Below are 26,705 nucleotides of genomic sequence, written 5' to 3'. Positions count from 1 at the left end.
CGGCCATCGACCGGTCCGGAGTCGGCCATCGACCGGTCCGGAGTCGGTCATCGACCGGTTCCGGAGGGCGTCCGCCCGCCGGCCGCACTCGCCCCCGGACCCGGCCCCGTGTCCGGGGGTGATCCGTACCGGCCGGTGCCGGAGGGTGCGATCCGCAGCTCACGGGGCATGTGAAGACAGGGTTCGATGCGGGCCTCTCGCCGGCCGGGATCGTCGATGTGGCCGCCCGGCGGGCCCGGCTCACCGGGTCCCCCGAGGACGGCCGACGGCGCCGGCGCGGTGGTGGGGGGTCCTGAGCGGAGAGGTGTGGCGCAGATGCCGACGATAGGCCTGGTGGGAACGTTCGACACGAAGGGGCCGGAGTACGCCTGGCTCCACGACCGGCTGCGCAGCCTGGGCTGCGAGGTCGTCCTGATCGACGCGGGCGTGGGGGAGTCCCGGCTGCCCGCCGACGTCACAGCCGACCGGGTCGCGCTGGCGGCCGGGGGCGACCTGGCCGCGCTGCGCGCCGCCGCCGACCGCGGGGCGGCCGTCACGACGATGGGGGAGGGCGCCGCGGCCGTCCTGGCGGAGCTGTACGCGCAGGGACGCCTCGACGGCGTGCTCGCCGTGGGCGGGAGCGGGGGGTCCTCGATCGCGGCGCGCGCCGTCAGGGACCTGCCGATCGGGCTGCCCAAGCTCATCGTCTCGACCATGGCCTCCGGCGACGTCTCCCCGTACGTGGGGGCCAAGGACGTCACGATCATGTACAGCGTGGTCGACGTGGCGGGGATCAACCGGGTCTCCGCGCGCATCCTCGGCAACGCCGCGGCGGCGATCGCCGGGATGGCGAGCGTGCCGGCCCCCGCCGTGGAGGGTGACCGCCCGCTGGTGGCCGCCTCCATGTTCGGCGTGACCACGCCCGCGGTCGACGCGGCCAGGGAGCGGCTGGACGAGCTCGGCTACGAGGTGCTGGTCTTCCACGCCACCGGCTCCGGCGGGCAGGCCCTGGAGACGCTGGCCGGCAGCGGCCTGATCGCGGGCGTGCTCGACCTCACCACCACCGAGCTCGCCGACGACCTGGTCGGCGGCGTGCTGACGGCCGGGCCCGACCGGCTGACCGCCGCAGGTGAGCGCGGCCTGCCGCAGGTGGTCGCCCCCGGCGCGCTGGACATGGTCAACTTCGGTCCCCTGGAGACGGTTCCCGAACGCTTCGCCGACCGGCTGTTCTACGTGCACAATCCGACCGTGACGCTGATGCGCACCACGGCCGAGGAGATGGCCGAGCTCGGCCGCAGGGTCGCGGGCAAGCTCCGCGCGGCCACCGGACCGGCCGCGCTGTTCGTCCCGCGCGGCGGCGTCTCCGCTCTCGACGCGCCGGGCCTGCCCTTCTGGGACCCCAAGGCCGACCAGGTGTGCTTCGAGGCCCTGGCCGAGGGGGCGCGGGGGTCGGCCGTCGAGGTCGAGGAGCTGGACCTGCACGTCAACGATCCGGCCTTCGGCCGGGCCATGGCCGACCGGCTGCACGAGATGATCAGCCGGGCGGGAGGAGCCGGGTGAGGCGCGAGGACGTTCTCGCCCGGCTGCGCCGTACCGTCGCCGAGGGCAGGCCCGTCATCGGCGCCGGTGCCGGCACCGGGCTGTCGGCCAAGTGCGCCGAGGCCGGCGGCGTCGATCTGATCATCATCTACAACTCGGGCCGCTTCCGGATGGCGGGCCGGGGCTCGCTCGCCGGGCTGCTGCCGTACGGCGACGCCAACCAGATCGTCGTCGAGATGGCGGCCGAGGTGCTCCCGGTCGTCACCGACACCCCGGTGCTGGCGGGGGTGTGCGGGACCGACCCGTTCCGGCTGATGCCCAGGTTCCTGGACCAGCTCGCGGCCATGGGCTTCGCCGGGGTGCAGAACTTCCCGACCGTCGGCCTGTACGACGGGGTCTTCCGGCAGAACCTGGAGGAGACCGGGATGGGGTACGACCTGGAGGTCGAGATGATCCGGCTGGCGCGCGAGCGCGACCTGGTCACCGCCCCCTACGTCTTCGACCCCGACCAGGCGCGGGCCATGACCGAGGCGGGCGCCGACGTCCTCGTCCCGCACGTCGGGCTGACCACCAAGGGCAGCATCGGCGCCGGCACCGCCCTGACCCTGGACGAGGCCGTCGAGCGGGTCCAGGCGATGCGCGACGCCGCGGTGGCCGTACGCCCCGACGTGCTGGTGCTCTGCCACGGCGGGCCGATCGCCGAACCGGAGGACGCGAGCCACGTGCTGGCCCGTACCGAGGGCGTGGTGGGCTTCTTCGGCGCGTCGTCGGTCGAGCGCCTGCCGACCGAGCGCGCCATCACCGAGCAGGTACGCGCCTTCAAGGAGATCGTTTTCTGATGCCCGTACGGAATTCTCCGATGCCCGTACGGACGCCGGGCCCTCGGACGGGTCGAGGCCGCGGACTCACGGGGCGGCTCCGCACGGGCCGGGTGACCGGGAGACCGCGCCGGGTGTCGACGCCGGATGATGTCCCGGTTCGATACCGTCGAGGCATGATTGTGGAATACGCGCAGGTGGCGGCCGTGGAGCGGAATCCCCGTCATCCGGCCGGCGCACCGGTCCGCGCCGGCGCCGGCCGGGCCGTGCCCGGCATGTCCGGCGCGTTCGGCGCGTCCGGCGTGCCGACGGCGTACGGCCACCTCGGCCCCGCCGTCACCGGAAGGCCGGCATGAACGCGTCCGAGCGTCCCGGCCCCTCCGAGCGTCCCGGCCCTCTCGAAGCGGCCGGTGCCTCTTCCGGAGTCGCCGGTACCTCTCCCGGAGCGGCCGATGCTTCTTCCGGAGCGGCCGGTGTTCCTCCCGGCAAGGCCGGTGCGCCGGACGCACCCGGACGGCCTCGCCGGCTGGTCACCGACTGGCGGTTCGTGGCGCCACCGCTCGCCATCGTCGTGCTGGCCGCCTCCTGGGGCCGGGACCTGCCCGCACCGCTGCTGCTGGTCATCGCCGTGGTGCTGGGCGCCGCGGTGCTGACCGCGGTGCACCACGCGGAGGTCGTCGCCCACCGTGTCGGCGAGCCTCTCGGGTCGCTGCTGCTGGCCGTGGCCGTCACCGTCATCGAGGTCGGCCTGATCGTGACCCTCATGATCTCCGGGGGGCCGGGGACCGCGTCACTGGCCCGCGACACCGTCTTCGCCGCCCTGATGATCACCTGCAACGGGATCCTCGGGCTGTCGCTGTTCATCGGCGCCGTCCGCTACCGCCTCGCGGTGTTCAACGCCGAGGGGACCGGTGCCGCCCTGGCCACCGTCGCGGCCCTCGCCGTCGTCTGCCTCGTGCTGCCGACCTTCACCACCGCCCGCTCCGGGCCGGAGTTCTCCCCGACGCAGCTCGTCTTCGCCGCCGTGGCGTCCGTCGCCCTCTACGCCGCGTTCGTCAGCACCCAGACCGTCCGCCACCGCGACTTCTTCCTGCCCGTCACCAGCGAGGGCAAGGTGATCAACGACGACGACGGGGACGACCACGCCGACCCGCCCACCGCCCGCGCCGCCGTCACCAGCCTGGTACTGCTGCTCGTCGCCCTGGTCGCGGTCGTCGGCCTGGCCAAGGTGCTGTCCCCGGCCATCGAGGAGACCGTCGCCTCCCTGGGCCTGCCGCACTCGTTCGTCGGAGTGGTCATCGCGCTGCTCGTCCTGCTCCCCGAGACCCTCGCCGCGGTCAACGCCGCCCGCCGCAACCGTGTCCAGGTCAGCCTCAACCTCGCGCTGGGCTCGGCCATGGCCAGCATCGGCCTGACCATCCCCGTGATCGCCATCGCGACGATCTGGCTCCCCGGCCCCCTGGCCCTGGGCCTCGGCGCGAACCAGATCGTCCTGCTCGCGATCACCGTCGTCGTCGCCACGCTGACCGTCGTCCCTGGCCGGGCCACCCGCCTGCAGGGGCTCGTCCACCTCATCCTGCTCGGCGCGTTCCTCCTGCTCGCAGCCCACCCCTGAGGGACGCGGGCCCGGGCGTCGCCACCGGATCGGCCGGCGGGCGGCTGCGGCTGCAGGGCACGGCGGCCGGCCGGGAGCGCGGAGAAGGCACGCGGGGCCGGTGGAGGGCCGGGCTGAACCGGCCGGGGGCGGGGCGCGTAGCTGGGGGTGTCACAGACGCGAACGCCCGTCACGAAGGAGACCCCCGTTGGCCGGTTCCATCGACCGCGGCCGGATGCACGCCGCCGCGCACAGCCCGTCGGTCTTCTCGCTGACGCGGGCCGCGCCGGAGCGGGGGGCCGACCTGATCGACTTCTGCGTCCCGGGCAACCCGTACTTCCCGCCTCCCGAGGTCTTCGGCATCCTGGAGCGCGACCTCGCCGCGCTCCTGAGGTTCCGTCCCAGCGACGCGGACACGATCGCGGCCGAGCTCTGCGGGGTGCTGGGACTGAACCCGCAGACCGTCGTCATGGGCAACGGGTCGACGGAGCTGATCACCTGGATCGACCACCTGCTGGTCAGGGAGAGCCTGGCGATCCCCATCCCCACCTTCGGCCGATGGACCGACCAGCCGCTGGAGACGGGCAAGCGGGTGGACATGTACCCGCTGCAGGAGAGCCAGGGCTTCGCGCTGGACGTGGACGCCTTCGTCAACTTCGTCCGGCAGCGCGGCTCCCGGGTGGCGGTCGTCTGCAACCCCAACAACCCCGACGGCGGCTACCTGCGCCGTCACGAGGTCATCGCCCTGCTGGACCGGCTCGTCGACCTGGACCTGGTCGTGGTGGACGAGTCGTTCATCGACTTCGTCGACGCCGAGCCGTACGCGAGCGTCGCGGGCGAGGCCACCATCCGGCCGAACGTGGTCGTGCTGAAGAGCCTGGGCAAGAACTTCGGGCTGCACGGCGTCCGCTTCGGCTACATGGTGGCCAATCCCGCGCTGGCCGCCCGGGTGCGCGGGGCGCTGCCGACGTGGAACCTGAACTCCTTCGCCGAGACCGTGGTCTTCATGATCCGCCGCTACCTGCCCGAGTACCTGGACAGCCTGCGGCTTCTCGCCCTGGACCGCGAGTCGATGCACTACCAGCTGACCCGGGTCCCGGGCCTGACGGTCTTCCCCTCCCAGGGCAACTTCCTGCTGGTACGGCTCCCCATGGGCAGGGACGGCGTCACCCTGCGCGACCGGCTGCTCGACGAGCACGGCCTGTTCGTCCGCGAGTGCGGCAACAAGCTGGGCATGACCGGCCAGTTCGTGCGCCTGGCGGTCCGCCCTGAAGGGGACGTGCGGCGCCTGGTCAGCGGGTTGTACGCGGTGCTGTACGAGAGCGGCGACAGGACACCGGTCCCGGTCCCCCTGCCGCCCGCGCCGCAGCCGATCCCGACACCGCTGTACGACCCCCTGCCCGGCAATGGGCAGGTCTCGCCGTACGACCCGATGGCGACGGTCGCGCCGGTGCCGCTGTACGAGGGCGACCGCCGCTTCGACATGCTCTCGGGGGGCCTGCCGCCCTCCCCCTGACGGGCACGGCGCCTCGCGCGGGCCCCATTGACCGGGGCGGCCGCCTCCCGCGGGGGGACCGGGAGACGGCCGCGGTCGTGCGGCATCGTCAGCAGGTCAGCAGACGCCGATCCTGCTGTTGACCAGGGTGTTGTTCCGCACCACGGTGCCGTTGCCGCACGGGTTCTCGATGATCGCCGAGTCGGTCACCCGCAGGTTCTGGATCGTGACGTTCGCGTTCACCGGGAACTCGGTCCGGGAGGCGAGCCGGATGTCACCGGGGCCGGTCACGCTCCCGCCGCTCTGCGCGATGGTGACGTTGTAGCAGTTCTCGACCAGGATGGAGTTGCTCCCGGTCTGGGCGATGTCCACCCGGTCGATGACCGCGCCGCCGCTCTCGGAGACGCAGAAGATCCCACGCCCGCCACCGCGCGCGATCACCTGGCCGACCCGGACGTTCGTCGGGTACGAGCCGCCGATCCGGCCGTTGCGGTTCGCCATCCGGAACGCCGCGTAGCCGGTGCCGGTCCCGGCGCCCTGGGCGTCGACCAGGCCGACCGTGGCGTTGATCGTGTCGTTCAGCAGCAGCCCGGACTCGCCGGTGTTGCGGGCCGTCACCGTGCCGACGGTCAGGCCGTCCAGGCCGTAGGTCTCCACGCCGTGCGCGCTCGTCCCGGAGACGTACACGTTGTCGATCCGCACGTTCCGGGTCCGGACGCTGCGGTCTCCGTGGTTGTCGATGCGGATGCCGAGGCCGCGCGAGACCCGGATGTCGATCTGCCCGAGCGTGATGTTCGTGCCGTTCCTGACGAAGATCCCGTACAGCGGGGCGCCGGTGATCCTGAGGTTCTGCACCTCGACGTCCCGCACGCCGCGCGCGTACACCACGGCCTGGTCACCGCTGCCGGAGCCGGTCACGTTCACCGTGCCGCAGACGTCGAGCGCGGTGTAGCTCGGCAGCGAGAGCCGGGATCCGGCGCTCATCGAACCCGAGCCCCGCACCACGACCCGCTGCTTGGAGGTCCGGCCCGAGGTCAGGCTGCCCACGGCCGCCTGCATGGCCGAGAGCATGCTGGTGCCGGTGTAGACGGTCCGGGAGCCGTTGCGCGCCGTCCAGGTGCTGCCGCTCAGCACGGCCTCGGCGTTGTACGAGCCGTCGCCGCAGGCCATCCGGGCCCTGCCCGCCGTGCCTGTGATGCCGACCGTGCCCGCCGTGCTCGTGATGCCCGCCGTGCCCGTGGTGGTGCCGGCCGTGGCCGTCGTACGGGTCGTGCTCGCCGCGTGCGCCGGGGCGGTGGTCCCGGCCGTGCCCGCCATGGCGGGGGCGGGGGCGGTCAGCGCCGTCGCCACCAGGACCATGCCGGTGAGGGCCGCCGCGATCGGGCCGGATCGCCGGTGGCGGGCCGGTGCTCTGCCGTCGTTGCCGTCGCTGCCGTCCTTGTTCATGTTCGGCTCCTTCACAGGGGGGAACAGCCGCGTGCCGCGTCCCGGAATGCGACGGGGCGGTCGCGCCGCGCCCCGTCGTGCTCCGTCGCGCCTGTCGTGCTCCGTCGTGCTCCGTCGTGCTCGGCCCGCCGGCCCGGTCGCGAGCGGGCGGCGGGGGAGCGGTGTCACGCGCCTGCCGGTGTGGCGAGGAGTCTCACAGCGTCGCAACGGCCCGTCAACGCGTCTCCTTGACGCGATTGAATCGTTTTTGTCATCCTGGAGCGGATCATCCGTCCCGAACTGGCCGGATGCCCGCACCCCTCGATTCCGGGATCCTGAAAATTTCACGCGCTGGCGCCGTCCCCGTGACACCCGGATGGGCCGTCCGTCCCGATCGCCGGGTAGATCCTTCTTGGAAGTGATAGACGGCTTTCGTTTCGGTGGTAGCGTCGACGACGTCCAACCGATCCGGCACGACGGAGGACCGCGCGATGACCGAGACCCCGGTGATGCCCCTGCACATGCGGCGGGAGCGGTTCGATCCGGTCGAGGAGCTCGCCCGGGCCCGGGAGGGCGAGGGCGTCACCCGCATCATGACGATCTTCGGCACGCCGGCCTACCTGGTGAGCCGGTACGAGGACGTCCGCGAGGTGCTCTCGGACGCGACCCGGTTCAGCAACGCCGGCTCGCAGCCGGTGCTGCACTCCGACACCCTGAGCAAGGAGGAGCGCGCCCGCCTGCAGGCCGGGCAGCTGCTCGCCTACGACCCGCCCGAGCACACCCGGCTGCGCAGGATGCTCACGCCCGAGTTCACCGTGCGCCGGATGCGCAGGCTGGAGCCGCGCATCGTCGAGATCGTCGACGCGGCCCTCGACGACCTCGAACGGGCCGGGAAGCCCGCCGACCTGGTCTCGCACTTCGCGCTTCCGGTCCCCTCGCTGGTGATCTGCGAGCTGCTGGGCGTCCCGTACTCCGACCGGGAGGCGTTCCAGCGGCGCACCGGCCGGCTGCTCGACGCGTCGCTGCCCCTCGAACAGCGGACGGCCGCGCAGCTGGAGAACCGCGAGTACATGGGCCACCTGGTCGAACGGGCCCGGGTGGAGCCGGGCGAGGACATGCTGGGCATGCTGGTGCGCGAGCACGGCGACGACCTGACCGACGCCGAGCTGGCGGGCGTCTCCTCGCTGCTGCTGCTCGCCGGGCACGAGACGACCTCGAACATGCTCGGCCTCGGCACCCTGGCCCTGCTGCGCCACCCCGACCAGCTCGCCCTGGTCCGCGACGACCCCGAGCAGGTCGAACCCGCGGTGGAGGAGCTGCTGCGGTGGCTGTCCATCGTGCACTCCGGGGTGCCGCGCACCACCACGACCGAGGTGGAGATCGCCGGGCAGACCGTCCCCGAGGGCTCGCAGCTGATCCTGGCCCTCCCGGCGGCCAACCGCGACCCGGACTTCGTCGACGACCCCGAACGGCTCGACGTCACCCGGGGAGCCGCCGGCCACCTCGCGTTCGGGCACGGCGTGCACCACTGCCTCGGGGCGCCGCTGGCCCGGATGGAGATGCGGATCGCCTTCCCCGCGCTGCTGCGCCGCTTCCCCGGCCTCGCGCTCGCCGTGCCGTACGAGGAGATCGAGTTCAAGGCCTTCCACGTCGTGTACGGGGTGCGCGAGCTCCCGGTCACCTGGTGAGGCGGAAGGGATCGGGATGAGGGCCGACGTCGAGCGGGACATCTGCATCGGGGCCGGGATGTGCGTGCTGACCGCGCCCGCGGTCTTCGACCAGGACGACGACGGCATCGTCGTCGTCCTGACCGAGGAGATCGCTCCCGGGGACGAGGCCGCCGTGCGGCGGGCCGTCACGCTCTGCCCCTCCGGGGCGATCCGGCCGCCGAGGCTCCAGGCCGGACAGTGAGCCGGACGGTGAGCCGGACACGGCTGTTAACGTGGGCGAATGACGGCAACGCGAGGGCGGGGCCTGCGCTCCGACGCCGCGCGTAACCACGAGCGGATCGTCGTCGCGGCCGGGCACGCCTTCGAGGAGGCGGGGCCGGAGGTGACGCTGGAGGAGGTCGCCCGGCGCGCCGGGGTCGGCGTCGCCACGGTCTACCGGCGTTTCCGCTCCCGCGACCAGCTGGTGCGCGCCGTCTTCGCGCACCTGCTCACCACCGAGATCGAACCGGCCGTCGCGGTGGAGACCGGTGACCCGTGGCGCGATCTCGTCGGCTCCCTGGAGGCCACCGTCGGGGTGCTCGCCGGACGGCGGGTGATCCTCGCGCTCGCCCGCGAGACGGACGCGGTCGACGTCGAGAGCGTGCACCGTTACGTCCGCTCGATGGACCGGCTGCTGCGCCGCGCCGCCGCCGCCGGTCTCGTACGGCCGGAGCTCCAGGGGCGGGACCTGGCCGCCGTCGTCGTGATGGCGCTGGCCACCGCGCATCCCGGCGACCCGGAGGGCGCCGGTCCCAGGCGCTACCTCGCGCTGCTCGTCGACGGGCTGCGACCGGCCCCGGCACCGCTGCCCCCGGCCCCACCCCGTGTGCCGTCCTCCGCCCCGGCTCCTCGCCGCCGGCCCGGGGCGGACCCGCGGTGACCGGGCTGCACCCGCCCCGCAGGGTCGCGGAGTACCGGGCCAGGGGCTGGTGGACGGACGAGACCGTGGACGGGATCTTCACCGCCCGGGTGGCCGCCACGCCCGGCCGTCTCGCCGTGGTGGACCCGCCCGGCAAGCAGGACCTGATGGACGCCGCGCCGCGCCGCCTGACCTGGCACGAGCTCGACGAGGAGGTCACCCGGCTGGCGGCCGTGCTGCTGCGGCACGGCCTGGCCGCGGGTGACGTGCTGGCCGTGCAGCTGCCCAACACGGTCGAGCTGGTCGTCGCCTACCTGGCCTGCTGGCGGCTGCGCCTGGTGCTCTGCCCGCTGCCGGTGCAGTACCGCGAGCACGAGCTGGCCGCCCTGGGCCGCAGGGCCGGCGTCGCCGCCGTGCTCACCGCCGGGCGCGTCGGCTCCCGCCGTCCGGTCTCGGAGGTCCGCGCGGCCCTGCCCGGGCTGCCGGTCCTGCCGGCCCACCACTCTGGGCCCGGCGGCCTGGACGCCGAGTCGGCCGCGGTCACGGCGCGGGAGGCCGCCGCCGTCCGCGCCTACGCCGGGGCCCACCCCGCCGACCCCGGCGACCTCGTGACGATCTGCTGGACCTCCGGCACGGAGAGCGCCCCCAAGGGGGTGCTCCGCACCCACTACGACTGGCTGGCCATCAGCCTCGCCACGCTCGACGCGGCCGGGCTGACCGGCGACGACGTGCTGCTCAACCCCTTTCCCATGGTCAACATGGCCGGGATCGGCGGCGTGTTCCTGCCCTGGCTGCGCACCGGCGGCCTCCTGGTCCAGCACCACCCCTTCGACCTGGCGACGTTCCTGCGGCAGATCGCCGGGGAGCGCGTCACCTACACCCTCGCCCCGCCCGCCCTGCTGACCCTGCTCCTGCACGACACCGAGCTGCTCGCCGCGGCCGACCTGTCCTCGCTGCGGCTCGTCGGGTCCGGCTCGGCGCCGCTGTCCCCCGCCATGGTCAAGGGCTGGCAGGACGACCACGGGATCGGCATCGTCAACTTCTTCGGCTCCAACGAGGGCATCGCGCTGCTCAGCGCCCCGGACGACGTGCCCGACCCCGAACAGCGGGCCAGGTACTTCCCCCGGTACGGCGCGCCGGGCCACACCTGGAGCTCCCGGGTCTCCCGGCAGGTGTCGGTACGGCTGGTCGACCGCGGCACCGGTGAGGAGATCACCGACTCCGGCCGCCCGGGGGAACTGCGGATCAAGGGGCCGACGGTTTTCCCCGGCTACCTGGGGGGCGACCGGATGCCCGACCCCTTCGACGAGCACGGCTGTCTGAGGACCGGTGACGTCTTCGAGATCGCCGGGGAGCACGGGGAGTTCCTGCGCTACGTCGGCCGGACCGGGGACCTGATCGTCAGGGGTGGTGTGAACATCTCCCCGGAGGAGCTGGAGGGACTGATCGCCACCCATCCCGCGGTCCGGGACGTGGCGGTCGTCGGCTACCCGGACGAGGTGATGGGGGAGCGGGTGTGCGCGGTGGTCGTGCCGCGTGAGGGGAGTGCCCCGACCCTGGAGGAGCTGACCGCGCACCTGCGTGCCGGCCGCATCGCCTCGTACAAGCTGCCCGAACGCCTGGAGTTGCGGGCCGTGCTGCCCCGCGGCCCCCTCGGCAAGGTCCTCAGGCGCCTGCTCAGGGACGAGCTCGCGGGGCACGCGGGCTGACCGGCCCGCCCCGAGGGCGGGACGGCGGAGCACGCGACCTCCCGCGCCGGGGAGTCCCCGGTTCGTCCCCGGTTCGTCTCCGGAGAGGAACCGGAGAGGAACCGGGGAACACGCCGTGTCACCGCCCGTGCACCGGGCACGTGACGGACATGAGAATGGACCGTGCCTTTTTCGCGTCCGCCGAGAATCGACGCGGGAAAGGCCGATTTACGGCCGGCCGTATGTGCGGACGTCCGTTCCGGGCGCCGGGGGCCACGTTTCCGGTCCGTTCCTCCCGCCCGGGGACATCGCCCCGGGAACGGCGGCCAGGAAACGCGGGCGCGGAAAAGCGGATCCGGAAAAGCCGGTCCGGGACATCACCCGCGCCACGGAGGACGTGCGTTTTCTCCGTCCCCGTTTCATGAAGGGTCTTCGCGGTGAACCGGTGCGGGCGCGTTCACCGCTGACCCATAATCACCGTGAGGAACACGCGAAACATGAAAAGGGAGTGCTGCGTTGCACGGCAGAACCTCTCCGCTGTTCGTCGGCAGGAAACGGGAGCTGGAGTTCCTCGGGGAGGCGTGGCAGGCGGCGAGGCGTCGTGACACGCGGATCGTGGGCGTCCGCGGCGTGCCGGGAATCGGCAAGACCGAGCTGGTCGAGCGTTTCCTGCACACCGTCCCCGGCGTGCCGGTCGTGCGTGCCTTCGGCGACGAGGAGGCGTCCGCCCATCCCTGGGGGGTGCTGAACCAGATCGCCGAGCAGCTGCCGACGCCGGTGCTGGCCCGGACGCTGGCGGGCCAGGGCGAGGCCGCCTTCGTCGGGCAGGCCCTCGCGGCCGAGCTGGCCGCGGCGGGAGAACTGATCGTGGTCGTCGACGACGCGCACTGCGGCGACCGGCAGTCGATGACCGCGCTCCGCCTGGCGGCCAGGCGCCTGCGCAACGCCCAGGTCCTGCTCCTGGTCGTCCACCAGGCCGCCGCCCACCCCGAGGGGGCCGATCCGGGCACGCCCCGCCTGGAGCTGCACGAGGGCTGGACGCGCCTGTTCGACTCGGCGCAGGGACGCCTGATCCAGGTCGACGGGCTCGGCCCCGACGACCTGGTGAGACTCGCCGTCGCGACCGGTCACGACGGCCTCACCCCCTCCGGCGCCAGGAGGCTGCACGAGCACACCGACGGCAACGTGCTGCACGCGGTCCTGCTGCTGGACCAGGTGGAGATGCACTCGATCAACTTCGGCAACGGCCCGCTGCCCGCCCCCCGCGGCATGACCCAGGCGGTCGTGTCGCGGCTGGCCTCGTGCGGCCGCCGTACCCGCGAGGTCGTCGGCGCGGCGGCGGTGCTCGGCCGCCGGTTCGGCCTGGCCGACCTGCGCGCGCTCTCCGGTGTCGCCGACGTCACCGCGCCCGTCGCCGAGGCCGTGGGCGCGGGACTGATCAAGGAGATCCCCGGGACGGCCGGGCAGGAGTTCGCGTTCACCACCCTGCTCGTCTGGGACCGCATCTACTACGACTCCGGTGTCGAGCGGCGCCGCGCTCTGCACCGTGACGCCGCCCGGCTCGGCGGCCCCGGCGCCCTCTGGCACGGGATCGCCGCGTCCGGCGGCGGCACGGACGGCGAGCTCGCCGCGCTGGCCGAGCGCGAGGCCCGGTCCCACCTGTCCCGGGGCAGGCTCCCCCTGGCGGCGGTCTACGCCCGGCACGCCGCCGAGCTCACCCCGCCGGGCCCGGACCGGCTGGCGCGCCTGCTGACGGCCGCCGAGACGCTCCTGGTCTCCGGGGACGCCACCGTCGCCCGCCGCTACGAGAGCGAGATCCTCGCCGCGCCGCCCGGTCCCTGGCGCGACTACGTCGCCGGCTACCAGGCCCTGATCGCGGGACGCGTCGCCGAGGCCAGGCGGCTGTTCGGCCGGGCGCTGGAGGAGGCCGGGAACGGCGCGGAGAGCCCGCACGCCCCGGCCGACCTGCGGGCGCGCATCGCGGCCCAGCTCGCGATCATCGGCGTGGTCGAGATCTCGTACCCGGAGATGGTCGAGTACGGCACCGCGGCCGTCGCGGCCGGCAGCCGCGAGCCCTGGGTGGGGGCGTTCGCCTGGTTCGCCCGGTCGCTGGGCTGGGCGCTGGCCGGGCGCGCCGAGGAGGCCCTCGCCTCGCTGGCCGACGCCGACCTGCCCGGTTCCGCGGCGGGACTGGACGGCCTGGTGGCCCGCGGGATGATCCGGCTGTGGACCGACGACCTCGAAGGCGCCTGCGCCGACCTGCGGGAGGGCGTCGCCCGCGCCACCCGGGGCGAGGCGCTGCGGGTCGGCCAGGCCCTCGGTTTCCTCGGCGAGGCCGAGTACCGGCGCGGCAGGCTGGACGACGCCGTCCGCTTCACCCGGCTCGCCGTCGGCGACGCCGAGGAGAACGAACGGGTCTGGGACTACGCCCTGCTGCACGCGCTGGCCTGCTACCCCCGCGCGGCCCGGGGCGAGTGGGAGCCCGCGCGCGAGCACGCCCGGCAGGCCGCCGAGTGGGCGCCGATCGTGGACAGCAGGGTGAGCATCGTCTACGCGGCCGGCGCGCGGGCCGCGATCGCCCAGGCCCGGGACGACGCCCGGCGGCTGCTGGAGGCGGCCTCGACCATCGAGGCGCACTACGACTCGCTGGAACCCGGCACCCACCTGTTCGGGCCGGTGGGCGCCGACGCGCTCTCCCGGCTCGGCAGGCCCGACGAGGCCGAGGAGTCGCTGGCCGCCTTCGCCGGCCGGGCCGCGCCGAGCGGGCGCCGTTCCGCGCTGATGACCATCGCCAGGGTGCGGGCCCAGATCGCCGCCGCCCGCGGCGACCACGCGCGCGCCACCGGCGACTGCGAGGAGGCCCGCGACCTGGCCCGGCAGGTGGGGCTGCCGATCGAGGCGGGCAGGATCGACCTGGTGGCCACGCGCTCCCTGCACGCCCGCGGCCGGCACGCCGAGGCGGAACGGCTGCTGCGACGGGCGCTGGTGGCCTTCAACCGCACCGGTGCCGCCGCCTACGCCGCTCTCGCGCTGACCACGGCCGGGGAGCTCAGGCTCTCGGTGGACGGCCCCAACGCCGCCTTCGGCACCCTCACCGGAGCCGAGCGCGAGGTCGTGGCGATGGTCTGCGAGGGCCTGACCACCCGCCGGATCGCGGAGCGGCGCTCGGTGGCCATCAGCACCGTGGAGACCCAGCTCAACCGGATCTACGCCAAGCTGAACGTCACCAACCGGATCGAACTGCGCGCCGTGCTGTCGGAGCCCGGCGACTGAACCGGCCCCGGACGGTGCACGGGCCGCGCACGGACCGCGTACGAGCTGCGTACGGGCCGCGCACGGACCGCTTACGGACGGTGCACGGGCGGCGTCGGGGTTCTCCCGGTGATCCGTAGGGGTGTTCCCCGGACGCGTCCGGGATCGGGGGCCACTACCGTGGGCGCCTGCCAGAGCGCAGGGAGACGGACGCCCCGACAGGAGGCCGGAATGCGGTTGACCATAGACGTCCACAGGACCGCGGGCGGTCACCTCGCCGGGACGGTGCAGGACGAGGCGGAACGGCCCCTGCCCTTCCACGGTGTCATCGAACTGGTCACCCTCCTGGAGAACCACCTGGACGGGTGAGCGCGGACCGCGGCCGGATCCGCGCCGTCCCGGCGGACGGCCCGGCCGCGCCCGGCGGTGACGGAGAGCGCCGTTCACGGAGCGCCACGACGAGGGGAAGACATCCGATGGGCACCACGTCCCGCCCCGGGAGGGCGGCCCGATGAACGCCACCCTGACGATCTTCGTACCGCCGACCGACGACGGCCACGACCTGCTGGACACCTGGGTACGGCCGATCTGCGCGCGGCTGGGGATACGGCTGCTGGCCGCGCTCCCGGGCGCCGGCACGGCCGCCGTCCTCGCGGCCCGGCGGGCCTCGGCGTTCGTGGTGTGGGACTGCTCGGTGGAGGGTCCCGAGGACGTCTACGCCGCCTTCGACATGCGCGCCAAGCTCGACCCCGGCAGCATCGTGCTGAGCCGTACCCCGCTGCCCCGCAACGTGCTGACCCGCGCCGCTCACGCCCCGGTCCACGGGGAGACCATGGAGAACGCGGAGCTGGCGGAGTGGCTGGAACGACGGCTGCGCCGCGCGCTGGGCATCCCCTCGCCCCCCGCACCGGGCCCCTCCCGGTCCCCGGGGCACTACTGGATGTTCGACCGTCCGGCCGACTACTTCCTCAGCTTCCACCCCGCGATGCGGCGGGAGGCGGAGGAGTGGCGGGCCGCGTTCGAGCAGGCCCACTCGGTCACCGTACGGACGGTGCCGCCCCGCGAGTACTCCTATCCCGGCGAGGTGGTCACCCGCCAGCAGATGTGGGAGGGCGTGGCGCGGCTGATGTACGAGATCATCGGAACCGGCCGGGTCATCGTCCTTCCCGGGCCGGACCACTTCTCGTCCTTCTGGCCGGTGAGCGAGCTGCTCGCCACGCTCTGGCTGCTGCCCCGCGGCTCCACACCCCCCATGATCACTTCGGCGCACGTCGCCCGCTCCTCGGGCGCCATCCGGCGGTTCGAGCACCTGACCGTCCGCTCCGTGCTGGGCGTCCCCCGCCTGAGCGACGCCCACGCCGACCGCTTCGCCCGGCTCATCAACAACTCCGACCCGATCACCACCGTGCCACGGGTCCGGCGCCTTCCCCAGGAGCCGCACGGGATCGTCACCGGGACGGTCAAGCACCTCGGGCACCACGATCCGGAACTGGACGGCCCGGGGTTCTGGGACGAGCTGCGGGTGCCCTGCCCGGTCTGCGCCCCCACCGGCGGGAACGCGGCCACGGTGGACTGGGGACGGCACATGGACCTGGGGTGGGGGAGCGGGGTGGACCACTACGGCCACTTCACCGTCCGGCGCGAGGAGCTCGGCCCGGCGGGCGTCCGCTGTCCCGGGTGCGGCACCCACCTGCGGTTCGTCAACGACCACGGTGTCCGCACGCTCTGGACGCCGTCGTCCGAGGGGGGATCCGACCCGGACGGGCCGCTGATCCGGCGCGACTCCGTCTGGCAGGTGCTGCCCGACGACCGGCGGGCCGCCGGGACGGTCCCCGACGGCAGGAGCGCCCTGGCCGGGGAACGTCCCGGCAGGAGGCGGGCCGCCGAGGCGCGGTGGATCCCGGTGCGCAGCTCCGTCCGGCTCGGTGAGACGGGCCGGTGAGCCCGGGGCGCCGGTCCGCAGCCCGGGTCCGGAGCGGTGAGTTCGGAGCGCTGTGCCGGTGCGGTGAACTGATGCGGTGAGCCGGTGCGCTGGGCCGGTGCGGTGAGTTCGGTGGGGTGAGAGGAAGTGAGACGGACCCGATGGAACACGACCCCTTTCCGGTCTGGGGACCGGAGCGTCCCGGTGACACCGACCCCGAGGCGATGCCGGACGACGCGGCCCGGCGGGCCGACCGGGAACGCCGTCTCGCCCTGGCGCTCGGCAGGTCCGACCTGCTCGGCGCCGCGGAACGCCACCGGGGGGCGCTCACCGCGAGCGAGGAGGCCGTGCGGATCGCCCGGCGGCTGACCCACGACGACCGTGAGACGTACCTGCCCGACCTGGCCCTGTGCCTGGCGAACGCGGCGGCGCGGTACGTCCGCCTGGGCCGCAGGCACGAAGCGGTCGACGCGGGACGCGAGGCCGTGGCCCTCAGGCGCGAGCTGGCGGTGACGCGTCCCGGTGAGCACCTTCCGCACCTCGCGGGCTCGCTGAACGCCCTGGCCTGCGACCTGAGCCGGATCGGCATGCCCGAACCGGCCCTGGACGCCGCCCGCGAGGCGGTGGACCTCTACCGGGAACTCGCCGCGGGGGACCCGGCGTACGAGCCGGAGCTCGCCATGGCGCTGCACACCCTGGCGCAGCGGACCGCGTCCCTGGAGCGGCTGGAGGAGGCCGTGACCCACAGCGCCCGCGCGGTCTCGATCCGCAGGCGGCTCGCCGAGGAGGACCCCTCGGCCTGCTCGGCGACCCTCGCCACCGCGCTGCACGTCCTCGGCTGCCGGCTGGCCGCGCTGGGACGCCGCGAGGAGGCCGCCGACGCCTACGCCGAGGCGGTGACCATCCGCCAGGGGCTGGCCGGGTCCCCCGACGCCCGGCCCGCGGATCACGACCATCTGGCCGCCGTGGCCGGGGAGTGGGCGGACCTCCTCGTGGAGGCCGGACGCCTCGTCGAGGCCGTGGAGGCACTGGAGATCGCCAGGACGGCCTGCCTGAGCGCGGGGGACGTCGAACGAGCGGAGCGGCCGGCCACCCTGCCGGAACGCCCGGGAGGAAGCCGTGTCTGAGCCGAGTCCCGCACCCCGGGCATCGCCGTGGAGCCCCGCATCGGTGAGGCGTACCGCGGGAGGGCGGGGAGCGAGGAGCCGTTCGTGACGGGCGCCCGGGGAGGGGCCGTCAGGTGAGGCAGCCCCCGACTCCCTGGAGCGCGCCCCGGTTGAAGGCGCTCAGGCGCTGCGCGGCGGTGCCGTGGTCGTTCACGTCCGTCCAGGGGGTGTCGTCGGCGTGCTGCCGCAGCGCGGCGGCGATCTCCCGGGTGTCACCCTCCTCGAAGTGGAGGGTGCCGTCCTCACCGGCCCCCCACAGCGTCGCGCCGGCCAGGCAGTCGGCCTGCAGCTCGATCTGCCGGGACACCAGCCGCTCCGGGATGCGGGCCTGGACGGCGTGGCTCCACTCGTGCGCGACGATCAGGTAGATCCAGGCGTCCCCCTGCCGGTATCCCATGTTCATGAGGTCCACGTCCCACGCCACGAAGTCGTAGGGCGGCCAGCAGTACAGGGCGTTGTCGTCGGGGAGCGGGTATCCGTGGCACGTCGGCGTGCTGCCCCGTCCGGCGTCGTAGCCGCCACCGCCGTAGACCCCGTCGCCGTACATGCCGTCATAGCCCTCGCCGTACCCCCCGTCCCCGTACCCCTCCTCGTAGCCCTCGTCCCCGTAGACGCCGTCCTCGTAGGCGCCGTTCCCGCGGGCCCCGTCGTAGGTGCCGAGAACGCGCGGGGAGGAATAACGGCCGGGAAAGAATTCCGACCAGTGCGTTTCCCAGAAACGGTCGATGACGTATTGGGCGCTGCCGATGTCCTCGTACATGTCGTCCATACGCGTCGCGGCGGAAACGGACGCCGGGGCTTTCCCGCTCCCTTCGGCCGCGGTGACCTCGGCCGGGATCGCCACCAGCAGGCCCACCACCAACGCGACGCACATGAGACGAGCGATTCCCCGTCGTGACGCGACCATGGCCTCCCCTGTCACCGGCGGCCATCGGGATGACGCGCGGCGCCTCGTCGGTGCGGAGCCTCAACGGCAGGGGCATCGTATGACAAAGTAATGCGCACGAAAAAGTGCGCTGCGCGACAGTGGTAATCGCCGCCTCAATGGCGTACACGCGCCGGAGAATCACCGGGACCGGTCTTTCCGAGCCGGTACGGCGGCCGTGCCGCACGGTCCGGCGACCGCTGATCCGGGCCGATGGCGTGGAAGGGGGTCCGGCGCGTCCCGGCCGCTCGATACGGCGCGGCCCGGCCGTTCACGGTCAGCGGCGCGGCCGCCCAGGGGCAGAGGTCCGGCTGTTCACGGTCAGCGGTCGGCGAATCCGGGTTTCCGGGCCGAGAACCGTTCGATGACGCCGGCCTTGAAGCGTTCGTGGCGCTCGACGGTGAACCCCATCGCGCGCACCTCGCGTATCGGCCGGCGGCGGTAGTGCTCCCCGGCCGTCGGCACGCTGACCGCGTCCAGCAGCCCCTGCAGCACCCGGACCGGCCAGGACGACGACGCCACATGATCGGCCAGGAGCAGCGTCCCGCCCGGCCGCAGGACCCGCGCCATCTCGGCGAGCGCCACCCGCTCGTCGGGAATGCCGCACAGCGCGAACGTGCACACGACCGTGTCGAAGCTTTCGTCGCCGAAGGACAGCGACCGCGCGTCACCGTGCCGCAGGTCGGCCTCCCGGCCGAGGTCGTCGGCGCGGCGCCTGGCCACCGCCAGCATCGGGACGCTCCACTCCACGCCGGTGAGCCGCACGTCGCCGGGGTAGTGGGCGAGGTTGAGGCCGGTGCCGACGGCCACCTCCAGTGTCTCGCCGGTGGCCTGCCCGCACAGCCAGGGGCGGGTGTCGGCGAAGAAGCGGCGTTCGGCGAGCGCCATCCGCCGGTCGTAGGAGCCGGCCTGCCGGTCCCAGTACCGGCGCAGCCGGGCGTCGCGCGGCGAGGTGTCTGACACCGGGTCACCCTAACCTTCCCCGGGCGGGCGTGGGCGGCACGCCGCACGGTCCCACCCGTCCCCCGGGCCCCACGGGGCCGTCCCGGCACCTCACCGCACATCGGCGGCACCTCGTCGGACCTCTTCGGCACCTCGTCGGACCTCTTCGGCACCCGCCGGACCCAGGCGCCGGTGGCGTCCAGCAGGGAGAACGGAGAAATCCGGGCGGACCGACCAGTTTCGGTCTCCGGCGGTGTCCGACCATATGAGAGGGACCACAGGAAAGAAGGAGCCACCATGCGAGGGATCCCGCCGGCCGGGGGAACCGACTCCCCGGCCCATGCCCGGCGCTCGGCCGACGAGCTGCTGGCGCTGGCGCGCGGAGGGGACGGTGAGGCGTTCCGCGATCTCGTCGAGCCCTACCGGCGTGAGCTCCAGGTGCACTGCTACCGCATCCTCGGCTCGGTGCAGGACGCCGAGGACCTGCTGCAGGAGACGCTGCTGGCGGCATGGCGCGGCATCGGCGGCTACGAGGAACGCGCGTCCGTGCGGACGTGGCTCTACCGGATCGCGACCAACCGCTGTCTCAACCTGCTGCGGGCCGGTGCCCGCCGCCCGCACGAGTACGCGGCCTACCAGCCCCGGATCCCGTTGCCCGAGCCGTCGTACCGCCGGGAGGAACCGAGCTGGCTGGAGCCGTACCCGGACGTGCTGCTCGACGAGATCGCCGACCGCACGCCAGGGCCGGAGGCGCGGTACGAGGTCAGGGAGTCGATCTCCCTGGCGTTCCTGGCGGCGCTGCAGCAGCTGCCGCCCAGGCAGCGTGCCGTGCTGGTGCTGCGGGACGTCCTGGAGTTCCGGGCCGGCGAGGTGGCGGGCATGCTCGACACCACCGAGAACGCGGTGACCAGCGCGCTGAGACGGGCACGGAGCGCACTGGCGCACGAACTGCCCGATTCCGGCCGGGAGAGCGCTCCGCTGCCGGACTCCCCGCTGGAACGCCGGATCATGGACGATTTCAGCCGCGCGTTCGAGGCCGGGGACGTCGGCGCGATCGTGGCCATGCTGACCGACGACGCGTCGCTGAGCATGCCCCCGCTTCCGCTGGAGTACCGGGGCCCGGACGCGATCGGGAACTTCCTGGCCACGATCGCGCTGCGCGCCGGTCGCCGGCACGTGATGATCCCGACACGGGCGAACGGGCAACCGGCGTTCGGCTGCTACCGGCGCGATCCCGGGACGCCGATCCTGCACGCGCACGGGGTGTTCGTCCTGACCCTCGCCGGCGACCGGATCGCCGCGCTGACGCGGTTCGTGGACAACTCGCTCCTGGCGGCGTTCGGGCTTCCGCGGTCGCTGCGTGACTGACCGGCCGCGTACCGGACGGGGGTCCGGCGCGGGCGCCGACGGCATCCCCGGGGAGCGGCACCCCGGGGAGCGGCGTGTGCGGGGAGCCGCGCCCGGGGGCGGGCGGGGCCGCGGGGACTCCGGCGGGCGTCGCCCACCCGGGCGTTCACCGACGATCCGCGACACCCGAGATGACCGAGATGACCGAGACATTCAAATCATTCAAGACATTCGAGATGTTCGAGCAGGGGGAGAGACCGTGGGTACAGGCGGGGGACGGATGACCTCCAAGCAGGCGTGGGTGCTGGGGCTCGCGTCGCTGGCGTCGTTCATGATGGCGCTGGACAGCCTGGTCGTGACGACGGCGCTGAGCACGATCCGCAGGGACCTGACGGCGTCGATCGAGTCGCTGGAGTGGACGGTCAACGCGTACAACCTGACGTTCGCGGTGCTGCTGCTGACCGGATCGGCGCTGGGCGACCGGTTCGGCCGCCGCCGCACGTTCGTCACCGGCCTGGCGGTGTTCACCGTCGCGTCGGTGGCCTGCGCGCTCTCCGCGGACATCGGCACCCTGATCGCGGCCCGGACGCTGCAGGGGGCCGGCGCGGCGATGGTGCTGCCGCTGTCGCTCACCCTGATCGGCGCGATCTTCCCGCCGGAGCGGCGGGGCAGGGCCATGGGGCTGTACCTGGGCCTCACCGGCCTGGCGACGTTCGGCGGCCCGTTCATCGGCGGCCTCATCGCCGAGGGGCTGGCCTGGCAGTGGATCTTCTGGCTGAACCTGCCGGTCGGGGTGGTCGCGATCGTGCTCGTGCTGCGGCGCGTCGACGAGAGCACCGGCCCGAACGTCCGGTTCGACCTGCCGGGGGTCGTACTGGTGACCCTGGGCGCGTTCGGCGTCGTCTGGGGCCTGGTCCGCGGGAACGCGGCGGGCTGGGGGAGCGCGGAGGTGGTGGGCGCGCTGGTGCTCGGTGCCGCGCTGGTGGTCGCCTTCGTGCTCTGGGAGCGGCGCGCGAAGGCGCCGATGCTGCCGATGCGCTTCTTCCGGGCCAGGGCGTTCGCCACGGCCAACCCGGCGAACTTCCTCGTGTTCGCCTCGCTGTACGGAACGCTGTTCTTCCTCGCGCAGTACTTCCAGACCGTCCTGGGGGAGGGGCCGCTCGGCGCGGGACTGCGGCTGATGCCGTGGACCGCGACGCTGATGGTGTGCGCGCCGATCGCCGGCAGGCTGACCGACAGGGTCGGCGAGCGGAACCTCGTGGTCGGCGGGTTGCTGCTCCAGACCGTCGGCATGGGCTGGATCGCCCTGGTCGCCGACACCGACACCGGCTATCTCGAACTGCTGCCCGCACTGATCATCGGCGGGGCCGGGCTGACCATGGCCATGCCCGCGGCACAGAAGGCGGTGGTCGGGTCGGTGAGCCCCCAGGAGATCGGCCAGGCGTCCGGCGCGTTCATGATGTTGCGGATCCTGGGCGGGGTGTTCGGTGTCGCGGTCACGGTCGCGGTCTTCGCGGGCACCGGGGGGTACGGGTCGGCCGAGGAGTTCAGCGCGGGCTTCACCGCGGCGATGATCACGGTCGCCGCGTACGCGTTCACCGGCATGCTCATCGCCCTCGGCATGCCGGGCAGGCGAGTCTCCGCCACGGCCGTCCCGTCCGCACCGGCGCGCGAGGAGAGCGGCGTCCCCCAGGCCGGATGAGGCGCGCCGGGCGAGGCGTCCGGGGACGGTCCGCGGCCCCGCCGGTCAGCCGGCCGGATATGCCGGGGCGGCGGAGCTCTCGCGGATGACGAGGTCGGTGGAGAGCTCCACGCGGCGGGGCTCGGGGGTCTCGCCGCGGGAGATGCTCAGGGCCATGCGGGTGGCGAGGGAGGCCATCTCCTCCAGGGGCTGACGCACCGTGGTCAGCGGCGGCCAGGCCGACCGGGACAGCGGCAGGTCGTCGAACCCGACGACGCTCAGGTCGTCGGGGACGCGCAGCCCGCGCTGCCTGGCCGCCTCGAACACCCCGAACGCCTGAAGGTCGCTCCCGGCGAAGATGGCGGTGGGCCGGTCGGACAGCGACAGCAGGGCGTGGCCGTGGTCGTGACCGGAACCGACGAGGAAGTCACCGTGCAGGATCAGCGCCGGGTCCACCTGCACGCCCGCGGTCTCCAGCGCGGCCCGGTAGCCGTCGATGCGGGCCCGGCTGCACAGCACGTCGGGCGGGCCGCCGATCATGCCGATCCGCCGGTGGCCGAGCTCCAGGAGGTGCCTGGTCGCGTTCAGGCCGCCGTGCCAGTTGGTCGCGCCCACCGACGCCACGCCGGCGGCGGGCTCCCCTTCGGGGTCGACGACCACGAAGGGGATGGAACGGGCGTTGAGCTGGCCGTACTGCTGCGCCGAGAGGCGGGAGCCGACGATGATCACACCGTCGGTGCGGCGGGCGGCCAGCCGGTCGAGCCAGTCGCGGCCCGGGCCCGCGTGGGTGTGCAGGACGGAGATGACGATGCTGGCCTCGGCCTCGGAGGCCGCGCTCTCGGCCCCGCGGATGAGCTCCATCGCCCAGGGGCTCTCCAGCTCGGCGAAGATCAGGTCGATCAGGCCGACCGGCCCGTCGGCGCCGCCCGTCCGCCGGATGTAGCCGTGCTCGTGCAGGAGCCGCTCGACCCGCCTGCGCGTCTCCGGCGCGACCTCGGGCCTGCCGTTGATCACCTTGGAGACGGTCGGCGCGGACACGCCCGCCTCCTCGGCGATGCGGGCTATCGTCACACGGGGCTTCCCTGCCATGTCCGGCAGCATATCCGAAATCTTTCGGAGTGGCGTTCAGCCCTGGGAGGCACCCGCCCCGGACGGAGAACGCCTTCCGCGATCACCCCCGGGACGCCTCGTCGATCACCGTACGGAAAGATTTTTGCCATCGGCAGAAACGTTCACCGGCCGAGGGCCGGGCGGTCATCGTCTGGCCGGACGGGAGAACGTCCACATCGCGGACCTGACCGGGCAGCCGTTCATCCTCACCACGGCGGGGTGCCGCCCGCTCATCACCGGGGCGGCTCGCCAGGCCGGCGCCCGGCTGGAGGTCGCCCATGAGGCCGGCGGCCAGTCGGCCATCCTCGAGATGGTGGCCGCGGGTCTGGGCGTCAGCATCGTGCCCACCCTCGGCCTGCCCGCCGAGCTCGGAGCGGCCGTCACCAGGCCGCTCGAACCACGCCTCACCCGGACGCTGGCCCTGGCCGTCCCGTCGCCGGCCGAATGCGGGCCCGCCGTCCGGGCCTTCCTCGACCTGGCCGGTCCCGCACCCGGCGCGCACGCGCACCTGTGAGCGCGGACCCGACGCCGGGCCCGGTACGCCGTCAGGTGGCGTGGCGGACGCGGACGTTCCCGTGGTCGGAGCGGGCGACGAGGGACCGCTTCGCGTCCCGGCTCTCCGGGACCCGCGTCGTCGCCTGCCCGTTCCGGCTAGAGACCCGCACGCGGTAGGTGTCGGCGGTCTTCGGCAGCACGATGTTCACGGTCCCGCTGCCGGAGACCGCCTCGACCTCGGTGGGGGGTGCGGCGAAGCCCAGGTTGAGCTTCCCGTCGGAGGAACGCGCGGTGACCTTCGGCGACCGGATCGCCTCCAGGTCGACCTTCCCGCTGGTCGTGACCACGTCGAGCGGGCCGGAGACCGCGCGGGTGTGCACGTCGCCGTCGCCGGCCCTGACCTTCAGGGACTGGGCGAGCCGGACCGCGCTGACGTTCTGGTCGCTGTCGACCTCGACCGCCACGCCCGGCGGGACCATCACCGTGTGCCGGGACTCGCAGTTGTCGAGCACGATGCCGGAACAGGTGACGCTCACCTTGAGCCTGCCGCCCTCCATCGTCCAGGAGGCGTTCCCCTCCTTTGCGGGGGTGCCCTTCAACGTCCGCTTCACCCGGACCGTCCCCGCGGTGCCGGGTTCCAGCCGCACGCGCGTCCCCCTGGCCTCGATGACCAGGGTGGACGCGGAGTACGGGAAGAGCCGCTCCTCGTCGCGGGCGTTCGAGGAGGCTTTCATGCCACAACCGGTGGTCGTCACGGCGAGCAGGCCGGCGGCCAGGAGAAAAGGGGTTCTACGCGTCATGCACCGATGATCGCCGGGCGGGCCGGGGAGGCGTATCCGCCGTTCGGCCGACCTTCGCCCGGATCGGGCCCCACGCCTCGGCCGTTCGGCCGACCCTCGCGACCGCCCCCGCCGAAGGCGCCCGGAGCAGGGCCCTCGCCGGAGCGGTCACGCGACCCGTCACACGGCCCGTCCGGTGCCGGTCCGCCGCCCCGTCAGGTGGCCGGTCCGTCGCCGGGGTCCGACCGGCGTCCGGACGGCGAGCCGGGCCGGAGCCCGCGCAGCGACGTCACGAGCGTCCTGGTGACGCCGACGACGGCCGCGCCCGCAGCGCCGACCAGGGGCTCCCTCTCCTCCTCGGCGGTCGGACCGGGATCGGGCTCGACGGGCGCGGACAGCCCGGCGCGGACGGCCTCCAGCTGCGCCGCGAACGCCAGCCCGAGGAACAGGGCCATCGAGCTGAGGAACGACCACAGCAGCAGCGCCATCACGGCGGTGAGCGGGCCGTAGGTGGCGCCGAAGGTGCCGCTGCTCTCGGTGTAGAGGGCCAGCAGCAGGGTGAAGACCGTCCACAGCACGAGCGAGACCAGGGCGCCGAACGCGAGCCAGGTGTGACCCGGCTGCCTGCGGCGCGGCGCGGCCCGGAACAGCACCGAGCTGGACATCAGCGCGAGCAGGAAACCCAGCGGCCAGCGCACCAGGTTGAACGCGTCGACGGTCCCGTCGCCCCAGTCGTAGACCTGCGCCAGGGCCCTGCTGATGGCGCCGCCGCCGACCATCACCACGAAGCCGACGGTCATGAAGGCGCCCGCGGTCAGCGCCATCAGCAGGGCCCTGGCGTACTTGCGCAGGAACGGCCGGTCCCGCTCGACGCCGTAGATGCGGTTCGCCCCCCGCTCCACCTGGGCCATGGCACTGGTCAGCGAGACCAGGGCGGTGACGAGCCCGAACCAGAGCGCCAGGGCGCCCCCGGTGCGGCCCGCCTGCCGGTGGCTGTCGGAGAGCACGTCCTGGACGGCCTCCACCCCCGCGCCCGGGGCGATCCTGCTCAGGGCCAGCTCGAGCACCTTGCCCAGCTCCTCCTGGTTGATCACCGAGCTCAGCCCGACCATCGCGATGGCGCCGGGGATGATCGACAGGCAGATCTGGAAGGCGAGAGCCCTGGAGTTGGTCAGGCCCTCGCCGTACCGGAACCGGGCGAAGGAGTCGCGGACCAGGTGCCAGCGTCCGTACATGCGCAGGGCGGTCAGGGCGTGGTCGGCGGAGAGTTCCTCGCCGTTCATGGTCCGCGTCTGCGGGACCTTCGTCGCTGTTCCCATCTCGGACCGCTCGCTACCCGAAAAGTGAGGCCACGAACGGGTCTGCCTCTTGATGTGGCCAAGAACACTTGATAAAAGCCCGTATCTGGGTAAGGCAGACCCATGGCTGAATTCCTCACAGATATCAAGGAGATCCGGGCGCGTGCGCGTCAGGAGATCGACAAGGGTCCTATCACGTCCGCCTACGGCGCCGACCTTCCCAGGGTCATCCAGGTGTGCAACGAGGCGCTGGCGACCGAGCTGGTCTGCGTCCTGCGCTACAAGCGGCACTACTACACCGCCTCGGGCCTGCACGCCGGGCTGGTGGCGGCCGAGTTCCTGGAGCACGCGGCCGAGGAACAGGAGCACGCCGACCGGCTGGCCCAGCGCATCGTCCAGCTCGGCGGGGAGCCCGACTTCAACCCCGACACGCTGACCGCCCGCTCGCACGCCGAGTACAACGACAGCCTCGACCTGATCGAGATGGTCAAGGAGGACCTGATCGCCGAGCGGATCGCGATCGCCTCCTACACCGAGATCGTCAACTGGCTCGGCAACGACGACGTGACCACCCGGCGCGTCTTCGAGGACCTGCTGGCGCAGGAGGAGGAGCACGCCGACGACCTGAAGAGCCTGCTGGAGCGCCTTCCCGGCGCGCTGTCCTCCGAGGGCTGAGGTCGCGG

General features: G+C 73.5%; 23 protein-coding genes. 17 read left to right on the top strand and 6 right to left on the bottom strand.

Going from position 1 to position 26,705, the window contains the following annotated elements:
- Positions 1–315 precede the first annotated feature (315 nt).
- The 5 genes from ABD832_RS40500 (at position 316) to ABD832_RS40480 (ending at position 5,446) form a co-directional block, all read left to right on the top strand.
- Positions 316–1,539 carry a Tm-1-like ATP-binding domain-containing protein gene (locus ABD832_RS40500; RefSeq protein WP_344907730.1) on the top strand — a complete coding sequence of 408 codons (1,224 nt, stop codon included), beginning with the start codon at positions 316–318 and terminating at the stop codon, positions 1,537–1,539.
- Entirely contained in the window at positions 1,536–2,357 is an 822-nt protein-coding gene (locus tag ABD832_RS40495; RefSeq protein ID WP_344907725.1) for a phosphoenolpyruvate hydrolase family protein, read from the top strand. The genes ABD832_RS40500 and ABD832_RS40495 overlap by 4 nt, the downstream gene beginning before the upstream one ends.
- Positions 2,358–2,512: 155 nt before the next feature.
- A complete protein-coding gene (locus ABD832_RS40490) occupies positions 2,513–2,692 on the top strand; it encodes a hypothetical protein (RefSeq protein ID WP_344907722.1) in 180 nt (59 codons plus the stop codon).
- Positions 2,689–3,951 (top strand): calcium:cation antiporter, encoded by a 1,263-nt coding sequence (locus tag ABD832_RS40485; protein ID WP_344907719.1) that lies wholly within the window; start codon positions 2,689–2,691, stop codon positions 3,949–3,951. Before ABD832_RS40490 ends, ABD832_RS40485 begins: the two co-directional genes overlap by 4 nt.
- A 187-nt stretch (positions 3,952–4,138) precedes the next feature.
- On the top strand, positions 4,139–5,446 hold the full coding sequence (locus tag ABD832_RS40480; protein WP_344907716.1) for a pyridoxal phosphate-dependent aminotransferase: 1,308 nt from the start codon (positions 4,139–4,141) through the stop codon (positions 5,444–5,446).
- Positions 5,447–5,542: 96 nt separating this feature from the next.
- Here ABD832_RS40480 and ABD832_RS40475 read toward each other — a convergent pair whose 3' ends face one another.
- Positions 5,543–6,871, bottom strand: a complete 1,329-nt coding sequence (locus ABD832_RS40475; RefSeq protein ID WP_344907713.1) for a right-handed parallel beta-helix repeat-containing protein — start codon at positions 6,869–6,871, stop codon at positions 5,543–5,545.
- A gap of 470 nt (positions 6,872–7,341) precedes the next feature.
- Between ABD832_RS40475 and ABD832_RS40470 the strand changes: the two genes are divergently transcribed.
- From ABD832_RS40470 to ABD832_RS40435, 8 genes are all read left to right on the top strand, one after another.
- A complete protein-coding gene (locus tag ABD832_RS40470; RefSeq protein WP_344907710.1) occupies positions 7,342–8,538 on the top strand; it encodes a cytochrome P450 in 1,197 nt (398 codons plus the stop codon).
- 16 nt (positions 8,539–8,554) lie between these two features.
- A complete protein-coding gene (locus ABD832_RS40465; RefSeq protein WP_344907707.1) occupies positions 8,555–8,761 on the top strand; it encodes a ferredoxin in 207 nt (68 codons plus the stop codon).
- Between the two features lie 39 nt (positions 8,762–8,800).
- Positions 8,801–9,439, top strand: a complete 639-nt coding sequence (locus tag ABD832_RS40460) for a TetR/AcrR family transcriptional regulator (RefSeq protein WP_344907704.1) — start codon at positions 8,801–8,803, stop codon at positions 9,437–9,439.
- Positions 9,436–11,127: a class I adenylate-forming enzyme family protein gene (locus ABD832_RS40455; RefSeq protein WP_344907701.1), complete on the top strand. Its 1,692-nt coding sequence runs from the start codon at positions 9,436–9,438 to the stop codon at positions 11,125–11,127. The genes ABD832_RS40460 and ABD832_RS40455 overlap by 4 nt, the downstream gene beginning before the upstream one ends.
- A 495-nt stretch (positions 11,128–11,622) precedes the next feature.
- Entirely contained in the window at positions 11,623–14,379 is a 2,757-nt protein-coding gene (locus ABD832_RS40450) for an AAA family ATPase (protein WP_344907698.1), read from the top strand.
- 210 nt (positions 14,380–14,589) lie between these two features.
- Positions 14,590–14,727 carry a hypothetical protein gene (locus ABD832_RS40445; RefSeq protein ID WP_344907695.1) on the top strand — a complete coding sequence of 46 codons (138 nt, stop codon included), beginning with the start codon at positions 14,590–14,592 and terminating at the stop codon, positions 14,725–14,727.
- Between the two features lie 142 nt (positions 14,728–14,869).
- A complete protein-coding gene (locus ABD832_RS40440; RefSeq protein WP_344907693.1) occupies positions 14,870–16,300 on the top strand; it encodes a hypothetical protein in 1,431 nt (476 codons plus the stop codon).
- A gap of 140 nt (positions 16,301–16,440) precedes the next feature.
- Positions 16,441–17,406, top strand: coding sequence for a tetratricopeptide repeat protein (locus ABD832_RS40435; protein ID WP_344907688.1), 966 nt, complete (start codon positions 16,441–16,443; stop codon positions 17,404–17,406).
- Positions 17,407–17,515: 109 nt separating this feature from the next.
- On the opposite strand, the gene ABD832_RS40430 is transcribed toward ABD832_RS40435, so the two are convergent.
- A complete protein-coding gene (locus ABD832_RS40430; protein ID WP_344907686.1) occupies positions 17,516–18,319 on the bottom strand; it encodes a neutral zinc metallopeptidase in 804 nt (267 codons plus the stop codon).
- A gap of 372 nt (positions 18,320–18,691) precedes the next feature.
- Positions 18,692–19,333 (bottom strand): class I SAM-dependent methyltransferase, encoded by a 642-nt coding sequence (locus ABD832_RS40425; protein WP_344907684.1) that lies wholly within the window; start codon positions 19,331–19,333, stop codon positions 18,692–18,694.
- 276 nt (positions 19,334–19,609) lie between these two features.
- Here ABD832_RS40425 and ABD832_RS40420 point away from each other — a divergent pair, with 276 nt between their 5' ends.
- Together ABD832_RS40420 and ABD832_RS40415 are read left to right on the top strand one after the other, a co-directional pair.
- Entirely contained in the window at positions 19,610–20,680 is a 1,071-nt protein-coding gene (locus tag ABD832_RS40420) for a sigma-70 family RNA polymerase sigma factor (RefSeq protein WP_344907682.1), read from the top strand.
- Between the two features lie 259 nt (positions 20,681–20,939).
- Positions 20,940–22,361: a DHA2 family efflux MFS transporter permease subunit gene (locus ABD832_RS40415; RefSeq protein WP_344907679.1), complete on the top strand. Its 1,422-nt coding sequence runs from the start codon at positions 20,940–20,942 to the stop codon at positions 22,359–22,361.
- A 45-nt stretch (positions 22,362–22,406) separates the two neighbouring features.
- On the opposite strand, the gene ABD832_RS40410 is transcribed toward ABD832_RS40415, so the two are convergent.
- Positions 22,407–23,429, bottom strand: a complete 1,023-nt coding sequence (locus ABD832_RS40410) for a LacI family DNA-binding transcriptional regulator (protein ID WP_344907675.1) — start codon at positions 23,427–23,429, stop codon at positions 22,407–22,409.
- Between the two features lie 124 nt (positions 23,430–23,553).
- Here ABD832_RS40410 and ABD832_RS40405 point away from each other — a divergent pair, with 124 nt between their 5' ends.
- A complete protein-coding gene (locus ABD832_RS40405; protein ID WP_344907670.1) occupies positions 23,554–23,964 on the top strand; it encodes a LysR family transcriptional regulator substrate-binding protein in 411 nt (136 codons plus the stop codon).
- 31 nt (positions 23,965–23,995) lie between these two features.
- Here the strand turns inward: ABD832_RS40405 and ABD832_RS40400 are convergent, their stop codons facing one another.
- Together ABD832_RS40400 and ABD832_RS40395 are read right to left on the bottom strand one after the other, a co-directional pair.
- On the bottom strand, positions 23,996–24,745 hold the full coding sequence (locus tag ABD832_RS40400) for a DUF4097 family beta strand repeat-containing protein (protein WP_344907667.1): 750 nt from the start codon (positions 24,743–24,745) through the stop codon (positions 23,996–23,998).
- Positions 24,746–24,939: 194 nt separating this feature from the next.
- A complete protein-coding gene (locus tag ABD832_RS40395) occupies positions 24,940–26,043 on the bottom strand; it encodes a YihY/virulence factor BrkB family protein (protein ID WP_344907664.1) in 1,104 nt (367 codons plus the stop codon).
- Between the two features lie 102 nt (positions 26,044–26,145).
- Between ABD832_RS40395 and ABD832_RS40390 the strand changes: the two genes are divergently transcribed.
- Entirely contained in the window at positions 26,146–26,697 is a 552-nt protein-coding gene (locus tag ABD832_RS40390; RefSeq protein ID WP_344907661.1) for a ferritin-like domain-containing protein, read from the top strand.
- Positions 26,698–26,705 lie beyond the last annotated feature (8 nt).

It is taken from the genome of Streptosporangium longisporum (genome assembly GCF_039534895.1).
Classification (GTDB): Bacteria; Actinomycetota; Actinomycetes; order Streptosporangiales; family Streptosporangiaceae; genus Streptosporangium; species Streptosporangium longisporum.
Note: the sequence above shows the minus strand (reverse complement) of the source record. Positions and strands in the feature narration are given on the sequence as shown.

Excerpts from the sequence above, each read along its gene's own strand:
- ABD832_RS40500 (WP_344907730.1), top strand. The coding sequence starts at position 316 with ATGCCGACGATAGGCCTGGTGGGAACGTTCGACACGAAGGGGCCGGAG.
- ABD832_RS40490 (WP_344907722.1), top strand. The coding sequence starts at position 2,513 with ATGATTGTGGAATACGCGCAGGTGGCGGCCGTGGAGCGGAATCCCCGT.
- ABD832_RS40485 (WP_344907719.1), top strand. The coding sequence starts at position 2,689 with ATGAACGCGTCCGAGCGTCCCGGCCCCTCCGAGCGTCCCGGCCCTCTC.
- ABD832_RS40475 (WP_344907713.1), bottom strand. The coding sequence starts at position 6,871 with ATGAACAAGGACGGCAGCGACGGCAACGACGGCAGAGCACCGGCCCGC.
- ABD832_RS40470 (WP_344907710.1), top strand. The coding sequence starts at position 7,342 with ATGACCGAGACCCCGGTGATGCCCCTGCACATGCGGCGGGAGCGGTTC.
- ABD832_RS40465 (WP_344907707.1), top strand. The coding sequence starts at position 8,555 with ATGAGGGCCGACGTCGAGCGGGACATCTGCATCGGGGCCGGGATGTGC.
- ABD832_RS40460 (WP_344907704.1), top strand. The coding sequence starts at position 8,801 with ATGACGGCAACGCGAGGGCGGGGCCTGCGCTCCGACGCCGCGCGTAAC.
- ABD832_RS40445 (WP_344907695.1), top strand. The coding sequence starts at position 14,590 with ATGCGGTTGACCATAGACGTCCACAGGACCGCGGGCGGTCACCTCGCC.
- ABD832_RS40440 (WP_344907693.1), top strand. The coding sequence starts at position 14,870 with ATGAACGCCACCCTGACGATCTTCGTACCGCCGACCGACGACGGCCAC.
- ABD832_RS40435 (WP_344907688.1), top strand. The coding sequence starts at position 16,441 with ATGGAACACGACCCCTTTCCGGTCTGGGGACCGGAGCGTCCCGGTGAC.
- ABD832_RS40430 (WP_344907686.1), bottom strand. The coding sequence starts at position 18,319 with ATGTGCGTCGCGTTGGTGGTGGGCCTGCTGGTGGCGATCCCGGCCGAG.
- ABD832_RS40420 (WP_344907682.1), top strand. The coding sequence starts at position 19,610 with ATGCGAGGGATCCCGCCGGCCGGGGGAACCGACTCCCCGGCCCATGCC.
- ABD832_RS40415 (WP_344907679.1), top strand. The coding sequence starts at position 20,940 with ATGACCTCCAAGCAGGCGTGGGTGCTGGGGCTCGCGTCGCTGGCGTCG.
- ABD832_RS40410 (WP_344907675.1), bottom strand. The coding sequence starts at position 23,429 with ATGGCAGGGAAGCCCCGTGTGACGATAGCCCGCATCGCCGAGGAGGCG.
- ABD832_RS40400 (WP_344907667.1), bottom strand. The coding sequence starts at position 24,745 with ATGACGCGTAGAACCCCTTTTCTCCTGGCCGCCGGCCTGCTCGCCGTG.
- ABD832_RS40395 (WP_344907664.1), bottom strand. The coding sequence starts at position 26,043 with ATGGGAACAGCGACGAAGGTCCCGCAGACGCGGACCATGAACGGCGAG.
- ABD832_RS40390 (WP_344907661.1), top strand. The coding sequence starts at position 26,146 with ATGGCTGAATTCCTCACAGATATCAAGGAGATCCGGGCGCGTGCGCGT.